Source organism: Bacillus sp. 165, assembly GCF_017742235.1.
GTDB lineage: Bacteria > Bacillota > Bacilli > Bacillales > Bacillaceae_G > JAGHKQ01.
In genome coordinates this window covers 172294-185802 of sequence record NZ_JAGHKQ010000002.1, presented here as the reverse complement: position 1 = coordinate 185802, position 13509 = coordinate 172294, and the positions used below count along the sequence as shown (strand labels likewise).

The window sequence follows — 13509 nt, the reverse complement described above, 5'->3', positions numbered from 1 at the left end:
AGACGTTTGTCCCACTTCCTGCTATCTATGTTCTATATTTTTTTAAGCTATTATTGCACCAGATTATATTAGGCTGCTTACTAACAGTCTTTTTAGCTTTGTTTGACAGGTTATAAGCCCCTACCCAATACTCAGCCTAAAAAAGTTTTAAAACTATTTTCAACTTAATTAAGATAATCCAAACTTGCAGGTTGAAAAGTATAAAGGGTTACTAACACATTCTATACTATATCCGATTGAATCCGATAATAACCACGGTTCTCTCCGCCTGGGTTGTCAATGTGGAAAACAATCAAGTCCGGCTTCCTATTGCCGTTAAGATCGGCAACGGCTATACCTCCACCTTGGTTTTCTGCTCCGAACCAGCCTGAAATCGGGATTGGATTGCTCCATCCATTCTGGGGATTACCGTTTGCATCTAGATCCCGACCAATTCGGTAGTAACCATGGTTCTCTCCGCCTGGATTATCAATATGATAGACAATCAAGTCCGGCTTCCCATTGCCGTTAAGATCAGCAACGGCTATACCTCCACCTTGGTTCTCTGCTCCGAACCAGCCTGGAATCGGGATTGGATTGCTCCATCCATTCTGAGGATTACCGTTTGTATCAAGATCCCGACCAATTCGGTAGTAACCACGGTTCTCTCCACCTGGGTTATCAATGTGATAGACAATCAAGTCCGGCTTCCCATTACCGTTAAGATCGGCAACGGCTATACCGCCGCCTTGGTTCTCTGCTCCGAACCAGCCTGGAATTGGGACTGGATTGCTCCATCCGTTCTGAGGATTACCGTTTGTATCAAGGTCCCGCCCAATTCGGTAGTAACCACGGTTCTCTCCGCTTGGGTTATCAATGTGATAGACAATCAAGTCCGGCTTCCCATTGCGGTTAAGATCGGCAACGGCTATACCTCCACCTTGGTTCTCAGCTCCGAACCAGCCTGGAATTGGGACTGGATTGCTCCATCCGTTCTGAGGATTACCGTTTGCATCTAGATCCCGTCCAATCCGGTAGTAGCCATGGTTTTCTCCGCCTGGATTATCAATATGATAAACAATCAAGTCTGGCTTTCCATTGCCGTTAAGATCAGTAACGGCAATATCGCCCTCTTGGTTCTCAGCTCCGAACCAGCCCGGGATATTCCGAATCCGAGTACCATAAATGGATTGAATACCTTTGATGTCATCATCATGTAGAAAACGGTGCGGTCCACTGTATGTAGGGAACATGAGTGAACCTGCAACGTTAGAATGGTTAAGCCCCAAGGAATGGCCAATTTCGTGAGCGGCAACGGTAATAAGATCAAAACCTGATGGAGGTAAGTTTACAGACCATGTTTCATCATCATCAAAGTGTGCATCTCCTGCGATATCGCCCCCATTTGGAGGTGGATAGAAGGCATGTGCCAACACGTTACCTACCCCATCGAACGGACTTCCATCACTATGGTCCCTAGTAACAAATGATATTAAAATGTCTGCATTGCCTGTAACTTCCGTAAAGTTTAAAGGAGTGACTGCACTCCAAAGGCCAAATGCTGAGACAAAAGCTGATCGTATTTGGGCTTGAGTTAAATCAGATGTAAAGTTGACGAATCTGTAGGTAAGGTTATTTCTAGTCCATTTGTTACCTTGAGCCGTGAAGTCTGCAAGCCCTTCGTGTAAATCAGGCATTGCACATCTGTGTAAAGCCATTTGTTTTACCGTCGCTACATCAAGTACACCTGATTGCGGTAGCCCATGGAATTTTTGGTATTTGAGCAAGGCAGCCTCTGTAGCATCATCAAAAACACCTTGAGATCCCACTTCTGTAACTTCTCTTTGACTGTCAGAGTCAAATGCTTGCGGAAGATAACCAAATCTTTGAAGGAATTTTTTTAAGTCAATACTTGATGCTCCTACAGAATTTTTTGCAAGTCCAATGGTGGATGGCAAAATTCTTAGAGTAGATCTAGTAATAATAATCATCCTTTCAATTATAAATTCCGAGTTACAGCTACATGTCCTAACAAAATAATATTATTTAAATTTATTCAAATTGTAAATAAAAAGAATTCGAGGTATTTTTTAACATTAATCCTCTAAAAATTCGGAAAGTCTACATAATTCCACAAGAACAAAACCGTTATTATTTTTCAGTATAGCTTCATATCTGCGATTCCTGCTGGAAGAATGATAGGAGGGATGCTCATTATCAGCGTGTTCTACATGATAGGAACACTAGTTATATCAATATTACTCTCCTTTTCAATATCTCTCTCACTGTTTATATTTCTTCATAAAACAAAAAACCGGCATCAAGCCGGCTCTCTACTGTAATAACGCTTCGTCTAGCCCTTCTAGCAGCACATCTTTTTTATCCTTCGCAAAGATTCCTAATCTGTGAAGGGGACGTGTCATTCCAACGTATACGAGCTTTACATCCAATTCGTCCGTGCCGTATGTTTCTTCATAGGAAACGATGCCAACACAATCAAACTCTAACCCTTTCGCGATATGAATCGGGATAATAGAGACATAAGAATGATCGAGCTCCTGCTGCTCCGTAATCAGCCGTACCGGAAGCAAACTAAGTTCGGAAATCAAATCATACAGCGCTTCGCATTCTTCTTTCGTTTTCCCGAGCAATGCAAAGGATTTTAGCTTTTGCTGTTTTCCTTCCTCTATAAAATCTTCAATAGATTGAAGGAGCTCTGCCGTTTCGGCATATCGCATAAATTGCGGCAAGCTTCCGTGGCGGACAACAGGCACTGCAAGCGGTACTTGTACATTGCAGTTATTCTTTAACACTTCATTAGCCAGATTCATAATCTCAATTGTCGTACGGTAGCTGCTTTCAAGCGTTAAGTAATTCCCCTTCGGAAAAACATTTTGCACAAGCGGCTCCCACTGCTTCATACCTCGATATCCGTGAATACCTTGTGACATATCACCAAGAATGGTGAACAGCTCTGTATTACATACTTTTTTCAGTGCATACAATTCAAATATTGTGTAATCTTGGGCTTCATCAATCACTACGCATCTCGTTTTCACAGGATTCTTCGGACCATATAAATAGTACTGTAAATACAATAATGCCGCCGCATCCTCCACTTTATAACGATGCTTTCGTTTTTGCTTTGACGCAACTATGCCATTGATGATGCTTTGACTCAATCCTTTCATACCGTATGCTTTGAGCAATTCTTTATTTGTAATTAATTCATCATAATAATCAAACACATCTTTTTTCGAAAACTTTCTAATATACTGTGAAACCGCTGTCTTGCAATCCTTTTTAAACCCCTCAAGCATCTCTAGCTTTTTATCCATTAAAGCAATCACTTTTTCTTTTCGTTTAGCTGGGTCATCGATGCGGTAAATAGCTCTATCAATTTTATTATCATAATAATCAGTAATTCGTTTTTCCAGTGTCGCTTTTTTGCTTTTTACATGATTCGCAAGTACACGTTTCAGCTTATCGATACGCTGAAACGGCGGTAAGTATTTATAATCATATAAAAAAAGCCGCCTTAGCTTCTCCTCTTTATATACCGTAAGACCGCCGATTTTGAAATCCTCTTTCGGAAGCAGATGCTTCTCAATATCTTTTGCGTAACGATGAAGTAGTTTTAAATATTGCAGCGAGCCTTTAAAGGAAATAACCCGCTCCATTTCCTTCTTTTTCTCCTCATCTTTTTCATGAATAAAAGCGACGAGCGCTTCCTCCATACGTGAAAACACAACAGGCTTCTTTAAACATTCATTTACAAATTCAAGAAACGTGGTTTGATTGACTTGATCTACACCAAGCTCAGGCAATACTTCTGCAATGTATGTTAGGAATAATTTACTTGGTGCTAAAATCATGATAGCATCCGGTGAAAACGACTGGGCGTGTGTATAAATAAAATAAGCAATCCGATGCAAGGCTATCGTCGTTTTTCCGCTTCCTGCAACGCCTTGTACAATAAGTGGGCGATACAAATCGGCACGTATAACTCGGTTTTGCTCTTCCTGAATAGTAGAAACGATATCCATTAAACGGTTTTGGGCATTTCCAGATAAGGCTTCCTGGAGAAGTTCATCTTTTGTGGTAATATCAATATCTCGTATGTCTTGAAGCTCGCCTTCCTCAATTGCATATTGACGTTTAAGAGATAAATCTCCGATAATCGTATCTCCCTCTACCTCATACGATACTTCTCCTAATCTGCCGTCATAGTATACATTCGCAATAGGAGAACGCCAGTCTACTATTATGTCTTTTTGCGTGTCCTTATCGTAGAGAGACATCTTGCCGATATAATAAATGTGAGGCTCTTGTTGTGTGGTATCTTGGAAGTCAATGCGTGCAAAATAAGGCTTCCCTTGCAGTCGTTCGAGGTGCCTATGCTCACGCTCTGTCATTTCTAAAAACTTTGCATTTAATAAGAGGTTAATATAATCTGCCGAGCTGTCTCCCGGCGTTAAGCTTGAAAATGCACTTCGCAAATGCTCTTGATACTTTTGTTCATTTTCTTTGGCAGCGGCCAAAAGCAAGCTCATATACGACTTTGTAAACTCCAAACGTTCCTTTTCAAATGCATACTCAGGGTGCTGAAATGCTGTCATAAGACTCTCCTCTCTAGTATGTATGGTAACGGGCATAGAGTGCTTATCTATTATATATTTTTTCTTTATTAGGGTAAATGACTTCGGTGGCATTTTATAGAAAAGCATTTGCATTTATTTGAATCAAAACCTATCCTTCAAACCCAACTCTTTTCTTCATTTTAAATTTTTAGGAGAGTGCTTGTTCGTTGACTTTTTAATTTCTTGAAAAATAGTAACTCCCTTATCAGCTGGTAATGGGTTTTGTGTGATATATTGAGACATCAGCTTTTTAAACTCCCCTACTGTTAACGGCTTTTCATCAGGATATAAATCATACCCTAGTGTTCCATTAGGTTCGATAGTAGCAATTTTGATACTAGAAAAATTTATGATTCCCTGCTGGCGAAGGAGCATTTCGAGCTGATCAACTGTCATTCTCATCTTTCTTAAATTGCCAACGCAAATCGTGCCTTCTTCAATAACAATCTTTGCTTTTCCCGTCAAAAACTTTTCTAACGGATTGAACTTCAGTTGTAAAACTTCTAATATTACCAATGTTACAATAAATGTCCCTATCGCTAGTATCGTTTTAGAAACACTATTCTCTACAATAGGCTGAATAATGATGGCCCCGATTGAAATCATAACAACTGTTTCTGCTAATGTCATTTGTGCAATTGATTTTCTGCCTGCAAATCGTAAAAATAATACACCAATTACAACCATTAAAATCGACTTCCCTATCGTTTCCATCCTTTACACTCCTTCATCCTTTTGGTTATTTTAACCAAACCCCTCAACTTTATAAAAAATCAAATCCAAAATGTAAGCTGGCATGATAAAATAAAGGATATTATCTATTTGGGGGATTGCTCGGTGCATCAACAGTTTCAAACATTAGTAGAAAAAGAGCTTTTACCGATTATTCATATTTATGGAGAAGCAGAGCATGAACCCGTTACAGTTTCCCATATCCCTGCTCCTTGGTCGCTGATTGGAAACGGAAACTATGCTGCCGTTTTTTCACGGCAGGAATATGATGGTTTTGTTGTGAAAATTTATGCTTCAAACCGCACCGGCATCGAACAAGAGATTGAAGTGTACAAAAAAATCGGATCTCACCCTTCTTATTCGCAATTGTTCGGTCACGGCAAAAACTATTTGATATTAAAAAAACTAGACGGAATTACTCTATTTAATGCTGTATACAGAGGCGTGTACATCCCTAAACAAGTTATCAAAGACATAGATAAAGCCCTCTTTTATGCAAAGACAAGAGGATTAAACCCAAGTGATGTGCATGGCAAGAACGTTGTACTGCACAATGGCCGCGGCTATGTTGTAGATATCTCCGATTTCCTGAAAGAAGGACAGTGCTCAAAATGGCAGGACTTGCGAAAAGCATATAACGTTATTTATGCTCCTCTTTTTCAACGATTTACGTTTCCTGTGCCGTTCGTAATATTAGAATGGATTCGAAAAGGATACCGCATCTATAAAAATAGTAGAAGCCATAAGTGATTAGTCACCTATGGCTTCTTGTTTCTGTTATTACAAACGTAACTAATGTTTAGGCAAACAAATGAAACGTTTGTGTCCCTATCCCTCTCTCTTGCATTCATGAAGCCAATTCAAAGACTGTGTTACCCTCATTATGCTGCTTTATGAATTCATGAAACCAATCGTGTATTACGCCGTTTCTGCTTCTTTTTTATTTTCTTTTACTTCTTTAAAAAATAACTTCATCATCGGAGGTGTAACAATAGTAGTTACAAGGACAACAGCCACGATTACAGCAAACATGTCTTGTGCGAGAAGTCCTGCCTCAAGTCCGATAGCAGCGATTATTAATGCCACTTCCCCTCTTGATACCATTGCGGCACCGATTCCCATAGAATTTCTCCATGCGAACCCGGCAGCTTTTGCGCCAATCGCACATCCGAATAATTTTGTTACAATCGCCAATACACTTAATAGCACAATCATTCCAATATGATCACCGATGCCAGAAAATTGCGCGGTTACTCCAATGGATGTAAAAAACACAGGAACGAAAATGGAATAACTGATAGTTTCTACTTTTTCAAATACCTCATGCTTATATTTCGTAACGCTGACGCCAATGCCTGCAATATACGCGCCAATGATAGCAGCTACTCCAGCCATTTCTGCAAAGTATGCAAAAAAGAAGCAAATGATTAATGCTGCAGAAATGATAGATTCTGATACTTTAAACGGGGCGAACTTTTTCAACACCCACGGCACAAGCTTCCAGGTTAGAACGATAATCACAGCAAAGAACACTATTTTTTTCAAAAGTACCATGCCTAGATTTACGTCTCCGCCTGCCATGCTCATCACAAATGCCAATGCGACGATGACTAAAATATCATCAATTACTGCCGCTCCTAAAATTGTAGCCCCTTCTTTTGACTTTAATTTCCCCATTTCCTTTAATGCCTGAACAGAGATGCTTACACTAGTCGCAGAAAGTAATAATCCTAAAAATACCGACTCTAGCATGGACATCCCCATCACTATCCCAGCTCCATACCCTAAGGAAAGAGGAATAATAACACCGCTTGCTCCGACTATCCCAGACGCTTTTCCGGTTCTCTTAAACTCATCAAGATCTGTTTCCAGTCCTGCAATAAACATCAGCAAAATAACCCCGATTTGACTAATTTCACGAAGAACATCTGTATCATTTACTAATCCTAATACAGAGGGTCCGAGCACAATCCCGATTAACAGTTTTCCTAATACAGACGGCTGCCCCATTCTGACACTAATGTCACCTGCAATTTTAGAAGCAAGCAATATTATCGCTAATTCCATTATTAACATACGTATTTCTCATCCTTTCCTTTTCTCAAAATGTAAAAATAAAATAAACTAAATATTCAGACTTCTTTTCAACACAAAAAGAGGAGCCTAAACTACCGGCTCCTCTAAAAATGCATACAAGGGTCCCGTAGTGACAGGCTCCTCCAAGTACTGCACATATTTTCTTATGATAATTACATTATATGAAATTTACTTTAAAAAGTAAATACAAAAATGAAAATCCGGCATGACCGTCTTTCCTTCACATAGATCCATGATAGATACTGTTTGAATTACATATTATAAGAGAGGCATGATTATATTTCGATGAAATGTGAGAGGAGCATACTCGATGAATGAAATTCCGTGTCACGTGTCACGCGTCTTTCAAACAGAACGCGTTTTCCCTACAAATTTAAATAATCACCATACTTTATTTGGAGGTCATATTTTATCTCAAATGGATATGACGGCTTCCATTTCCGCAGCAAGACATTGCCGAAAGGAATGTGTGACTGCTTCTATCGACCATGTAGATTTTTTAGGACCGGTTACTGAAAAGGACTATGTCACTTACGAATCTTTTGTTGTTTTTACAGGGAGAACCTCCATGGTTATTTTCGTCAAAGCCGTGGCAGAAAATTTATTGACAGGGTTAAAACGAATAGCCGCTACATCCTTTTTAACATTCGTTGCACTGGAAAACGGGAAACCCGTCCTGATTCCCAAAGTCGTTCCTGAAACGGAAGAAGAAAAAGCGCTATATCACCTCGCTTTAAAAAAGCAAGAAAAAAAGCACGAGCAAATCGAGCATAGTAAAGCAATTGCCTCCATTCTTGCCGCAGATGGAAACATATGAATTGAAATTTTGTTAAAAACTCTTGTCTGCTTCATTAAAAAGATAAACAACTGCACATTTATAAATTTAGTTGAAACCCTAAAATCGGCGTTTTTACTTCTACCAGCTCAACTTGATTTTTCGGAACCTCGATATGATATTCAAATTTATTGATAACCTGCATCCCTAAGTCCCTCCATGCTTTCGTATCAGTTGTTCCGAGTAAAAAGGTATCGCCTTTATCTGAAACAACACCAAGCTTATGACCTTTATATAAAGCAAACGTCATAACTCGATATGCAAACTCTAAATGAGATGTGTAAATTTTTTTTATGTAAATAGTATCGTCTTGCTCATATGGTATGAATCCTTTATATGCATCATAGCTATTGTGGGATACAAGCTCCGCTGTGTCCCCTTGTATCTTTACTAACCTATACTCTTCTCCTTTAAAGATACCATATTTCCCATGTTTAACCATTAAAGATTCTCCTCACTCGCTTTGTTGATTGCATAGGAACGAACCGTTCTTTTCTTTCATCAAATATTCCAATTAATAATTCTTCTCCATTTGCAACCCTATATAGCTCTGCGCCGTCTTCCGGATCTAAAAATACACCCCAAGGTGTTTCGTATTCAGGAATTACTGTACCGTTTTCTGAAGCTGTAAATCCGTTACCTGTTTGCGGATAAGAGATTTCATGTTTCACATTAACCGGATCCCCAAACTTTTTATGATATGGAATATAAATTTGGTCTGTTTGATCCGTTTTAAATTTAATTAACCCATAATCCGTTTTCTTTGTATACGGAGTGTCTTTATAGTCTAAACGCAAAGAATTAAAGACATCCTTTGGCATTGTCACTCCTCTTACATCCGCCGCCTTAGTAAGACAACCGCCGACTGCCCACCACTCACCTCGCAAATACCTTTCAATATATTCTATCGGTATTACTTTTTGCATCCATGTGTCAGAGGTTGGCGCGGGTACAGCATCTCGTATTTGCTTTATCACTTTTCTTTCCTCAACACTTAACTCATCAACCGGGGTCAATCTTAAACCATGAAATTCAGCTAAAGTGACTTGTACTTTTTTGAGTACAAAATCAAGAGTATGAAACGGGGGGAATTTCGTTTCTCCTGACATACTCATCCTCCACTATAGAGTCCCTGCCTATCGTACTGAGTTAGTATAATCGTCTGTTTGATTACAGGGCGAATATAAACTTTAGATTCTAATACAACAGAGTAAAGAGGGCTGCAACTCACATCTAGTTTTTTCAAGTATTTTCTTCTTTTACCTTCCATGCTTCTAAAACATGTACTTCTTACTTAAATGTATTCCATATTAGCGGATAGTCTACCTTCATACGAATAAGTATTTTAAACCTTCTCCTACTGACTCCATCCCAAAACCTAAAAAAACATTTGCTAACAAAAGTTTCACTTTATCTTTATTAGATTTATATGTATAATTTTTTACAAAGTTTCATAGAGTTTAATTTTCTATAAAATATAAGTATTTCTGAATGCCGAAAACTTTTTTTTATACTATAATAATGAGTGGTGATTAGTATGAAAAGACAAGACAATTTATTATTAGAAATTGGAAACACAATTAAAAATGAACGATTACGAAACGGCTTATCACAAGCCCAGCTTGCAGATCAAGCAGAATTGCACAAAAACTTTATCGGTATGGTCGAACGAGGTCAAAGGGGCGCAACAATCGATTCTTTGCAAAAAATTTGTTTGGCGCTTGGAATAAGCATGGCAGAATTCTTCAAAATTTTGAACTTGTAATCTTCGCTAGGTACTCTATTTTCAACACCTGCTCCCTGCCTTCGAACACCCTATTCCTTTTAACAAAAAGTTCACTTAAATCAAAAAACGGCCTGTCCACTTCATTGATAAGCAGGCCGTTTTACTTACCTATATCCTTTATTCAAATCGTTATCCTTTCTTTTCTTGTTTATACATTTTGTAATATGTAAATCCTAAGCATCCAAAAGCTAATGCAGAACATACATATTGAAAAAACTTTAGTATATCCATTTCCGCTACCTCCATTTCGTTTATCCTTATTTTTCCTTTAGCTGATGGTACTATTCATAGGAAAACGAATCTTGGCAGTTCTCTCAATCAGCGTGTTATGATAGGCGTTGTATACGAAAGGAATCTTGAATGTCTTCAAAAAAGACGGCTCAAGTTGAATATGCTTTACATCTTTTATGGAAACCAGTAAAAAGTGATAAATTCAATGCAAATCCCAAATCGAAAAATTAAAAAAAGAAAATAAATTCTAAATTTTTTAAAAAACTGTTGTATTTCTCCAAAAAAGTAATTATATTAATGACTATAACTGAACGAAAGCAATTCTTATCAAGAGAAGCTGAGGGATAGGCCCATTGAAGCTTCAGCAACCCCTAATTATATTAGGAAGGTGCTAATTCCTGCAGAGCATAACAGCTCTGCAAGATAAGAGGTTATCTGATAGACAAATGACCTCTTATAAGAGGTCATTTTTTATTTTTCCAGCACATCAAAAATTACTGAATTGGAGGAATTTTCATGAAAATAATTGGACTAATCGGTAACATTCATTCAGACTCAACCATTACGTATTATAATTATATTAATGAAATAACACACGCAAAAACAGCCTGCAGCGCAAAGTTAATCGTACACAACTTAGATTTTCAAGAACTAACTGAGTTACTGCAACAACAAGAATACGATAGCGTTTCACAATTTCTTACAGACGCCGCCCAAAGTGTTGAAGCAGCCGGAGCCGAATGCCTCCTATTATGTTCCGACATACTGCATCCGTTCGCCAATCAACTGCAAACATCTATTTCAATCCCTATTTTACATATTGAAGATGCAGTTATTAAAGAAATTCAAGCTGCCGACATTCACAAGGTTGGGCTTTTAGGATCGCAGCATATTACAGAGCAACAATTATATATAGATATACTCACACAAGCAAAAATTGAATGTCTTTTATCGGATATAAAAGACGAACGCTCACTTAATCAATCTCTTACCGATCAAGATAACCGTTCTCTTCATCAGAAACTACGCAACGTAACCCATACCTTTGCAGAAAAAGGAACAGAAGGAATTTTACTCGCAGATCATAATCTTTCTTCCCTTAGCAGCCTAGAAGATTTCCCTATCCCTATTTTTGATACTGCTTATTTACATGCAAAAACAGCAGTGGAGTTTGCTTTTCGTGAAACTGTCTTAAAATGAATTCATAGCCCTACTCTTCTACACTCAGGCTGATGCTTTTCTCTATGCCCTTTCCTTATGAAACACATAGCCAATAGCTCTATATCTGTCTTACAGGAACGAACCGATCCCCTCTCATTCTTGAAGCTGAGTACTTATGCGGCATATACCATACTTTAGTTGTTGCGGACACATTTTCAAAAACCATTCACAGGTACGAAGAAAAACGACAGTGAATACATTAAGATTCACTGTCGTTTTTAATATCGGAGAATAAACAGATTTTCTCCTTCTTCCCACTCCGCATAGCAGACGTCCTTAACATGGTTCACCTTTTGTTTTAGTAACTGTTTATAGAGCCAATTATCATCTAACCCACACTGCTTTATGTTTTCCCATAACACTTCACCGTCGCTAATAATAGTCATAGGAAACAACGGGTCTTCTTTATAGATTTTCAAATCTTCCAGCGTAGGCGAATCGAATTTCGCTTTTCTTTTTACACTTAGTGTCCCATTAGTCTCTAATACCGCATACTCCACTTCGCGTATGGAAAATACATCTTTCCCGCGAAGCAGCTGCCTAAGCTCGTCAATATCGATATGATTTTTACTCATTGCCTTCCAATCGATTTTCCCTTTTCTAATAAGCATTGATGGGGAGCCTTCTAAAATAAGCCTGCCTTTCCTTGATTTTTGAGTAATAATCCCTACCGTGTGGATCAATAGTCCCCAAACTGAAATGGCAAATAATATCTCCCATATGCCAACATCCTTATCAAATACTGCATTACCGACTAATTCCCCTAACATCAGAGCCGAAATAAAATCAAATGGAGTAACTTGACTGATTTGCATTTTTCCTAGCCACTTTACGACCATAAATAAAAACCCGTATCCCACTACAAGCTCCATGAATATTGCTGCATACTCCTTCATACAATATCCTCCTTAATCATCCTGCTATGTTCATTTTTTGATAAAGAAGGATAAAATAGACATTGTTTCAAAAATTTTATTTTTAGCTTTCCTGCAAGGACAACTGCACACGTTTGTCCGTAAATTTTTTTATATCGTCGGCAATACCATACGCCCACTCCAGCACACTTTCGAATGTATCTCCTTCTTTGACCTCACTGTATGTAAAAGAAAGCAGCAAATTCGTGCTTGCTTGTTCCTCCTGGATTTCTTCTACTGTAAGACCTGGATATTCATCTATAATTTCCTTCAATTTCTCCAAATAACAGTCTTGTTCACAAATGCCGTTCGCTTGTTCGTAGAAGCATTTCACTTCAAATAAGATATTGATATTCTTTTGATTCAATATGTAAAGATCAAAGGAAATGTTTACAGAATCGGTTTCTTTTTCCCATTTTCCATCTATTATTTTGATACGAGTATGAAACGGAATATGTGAAATCAGTTTTTCATACAATACCTTTGTTGTGGCTGTTACTTTATTTCCTTCAATAATAAATTCATTTTTTTCAATAGAGTTTCCAGGCAGACTTGCGCCCTTCATCTTATTTTCATATTCCCCTCTTTTATGGAATCCTTCCCGTTCCAATTCTTCTAGATGGGTACAATATAACTCCGTTTCAAATTCATGAATATTAATAATTTTTATGTTAGAGCTCTGCTGCACATAAACAGGCATATTTTCTTCATAGTTTATTAAAAATGTTGGATTGCTTTTATACGTTCCGTCATCGTTATCAAGCAACGTGACACATGTGTTTACCAATGGATACATTTGCCCTCGCTCAAATGTGAACGTCTGAATAGTTTGGCCTACTTCATTAGTTTCATTAATTTCAAAGGAATGCGTGACTAGCATTGCAACATCTTTATTTATCATATTTACACAACTCCCGTCATTATACTTATTATTAATTTACTGTCTTTTCTTACAATTCTCCTTCTTCTTCTTCAACTATCGTCACATTTTTTTATGTTCACTTAAATTAGAAGGGTAAAATAAAAAAACTTGTATTTTACATAAGGGGTTCCGATATGGGAAAGAAACATTAC

At 38.0% G+C, this 13509-nt stretch carries 12 protein-coding genes and 1 riboswitch; of the genes, 4 read left to right on the top strand and 8 right to left on the bottom strand.

What is annotated here, in order from left to right:
• Positions 1-221: 221 nt before the first annotated feature.
• From J7Q84_RS04780 to J7Q84_RS04770, 3 genes are all read right to left on the bottom strand, one after another.
• Entirely contained in the window at positions 222-1970 is a 1749-nt protein-coding gene (locus tag J7Q84_RS04780; RefSeq protein ID WP_209093297.1) for a matrixin family metalloprotease, read from the bottom strand.
• Positions 1971-2312: 342 nt separating this feature from the next.
• Complete coding sequence (gene helD, locus J7Q84_RS04775) at positions 2313-4598, bottom strand: RNA polymerase recycling motor HelD (RefSeq protein ID WP_209093296.1); 2286 nt, start codon at positions 4596-4598, stop codon at positions 2313-2315.
• Positions 4599-4754: 156 nt separating this feature from the next.
• Entirely contained in the window at positions 4755-5333 is a 579-nt protein-coding gene (locus tag J7Q84_RS04770; RefSeq protein ID WP_209093295.1) for a DUF421 domain-containing protein, read from the bottom strand.
• Positions 5334-5456: 123 nt separating this feature from the next.
• Here J7Q84_RS04770 and J7Q84_RS04765 point away from each other — a divergent pair, with 123 nt between their 5' ends.
• Positions 5457-6101: a protein kinase family protein gene (locus J7Q84_RS04765; protein WP_481747531.1), complete on the top strand. Its 645-nt coding sequence runs from the start codon at positions 5457-5459 to the stop codon at positions 6099-6101.
• Between the two features lie 168 nt (positions 6102-6269).
• Here J7Q84_RS04765 and J7Q84_RS04760 read toward each other — a convergent pair whose 3' ends face one another.
• Positions 6270-7427, bottom strand: coding sequence for a cation:proton antiporter (locus J7Q84_RS04760; RefSeq protein ID WP_209093293.1), 1158 nt, complete (start codon positions 7425-7427; stop codon positions 6270-6272).
• A 331-nt stretch (positions 7428-7758) separates the two neighbouring features.
• Here J7Q84_RS04760 and J7Q84_RS04755 point away from each other — a divergent pair, with 331 nt between their 5' ends.
• Positions 7759-8265 (top strand): acyl-CoA thioesterase, encoded by a 507-nt coding sequence (locus J7Q84_RS04755; RefSeq protein WP_209093292.1) that lies wholly within the window; start codon positions 7759-7761, stop codon positions 8263-8265.
• A 58-nt stretch (positions 8266-8323) separates the two neighbouring features.
• Here the strand turns inward: J7Q84_RS04755 and J7Q84_RS04750 are convergent, their stop codons facing one another.
• Together J7Q84_RS04750 and J7Q84_RS04745 are read right to left on the bottom strand one after the other, a co-directional pair.
• A complete protein-coding gene (locus J7Q84_RS04750) occupies positions 8324-8725 on the bottom strand; it encodes a hypothetical protein (RefSeq protein WP_209093291.1) in 402 nt (133 codons plus the stop codon).
• Positions 8718-9392 (bottom strand): hypothetical protein, encoded by a 675-nt coding sequence (locus tag J7Q84_RS04745; protein WP_209093290.1) that lies wholly within the window; start codon positions 9390-9392, stop codon positions 8718-8720. The genes J7Q84_RS04750 and J7Q84_RS04745 overlap by 8 nt, the downstream gene beginning before the upstream one ends.
• A 428-nt stretch (positions 9393-9820) precedes the next feature.
• Here J7Q84_RS04745 and J7Q84_RS04740 point away from each other — a divergent pair, with 428 nt between their 5' ends.
• Together J7Q84_RS04740 and J7Q84_RS04735 are read left to right on the top strand one after the other, a co-directional pair.
• Positions 9821-10048 carry a helix-turn-helix domain-containing protein gene (locus J7Q84_RS04740; RefSeq protein WP_209093289.1) on the top strand — a complete coding sequence of 76 codons (228 nt, stop codon included), beginning with the start codon at positions 9821-9823 and terminating at the stop codon, positions 10046-10048.
• A 573-nt stretch (positions 10049-10621) separates the two neighbouring features.
• Positions 10622-10730, top strand: a riboswitch (SAM riboswitch).
• An 86-nt stretch (positions 10731-10816) separates the two neighbouring features.
• Positions 10817-11500, top strand: coding sequence for an aspartate/glutamate racemase family protein (locus J7Q84_RS04735; protein ID WP_209093288.1), 684 nt, complete (start codon positions 10817-10819; stop codon positions 11498-11500).
• A 239-nt stretch (positions 11501-11739) separates the two neighbouring features.
• Here J7Q84_RS04735 and J7Q84_RS04730 read toward each other — a convergent pair whose 3' ends face one another.
• Together J7Q84_RS04730 and J7Q84_RS04725 are read right to left on the bottom strand one after the other, a co-directional pair.
• Positions 11740-12417, bottom strand: a complete 678-nt coding sequence (locus J7Q84_RS04730) for a DUF421 domain-containing protein (protein ID WP_209093287.1) — start codon at positions 12415-12417, stop codon at positions 11740-11742.
• Between the two features lie 82 nt (positions 12418-12499).
• A complete protein-coding gene (locus J7Q84_RS04725) occupies positions 12500-13336 on the bottom strand; it encodes a hypothetical protein (RefSeq protein WP_209093286.1) in 837 nt (278 codons plus the stop codon).
• Positions 13337-13509: the final 173 nt, after the last annotated feature.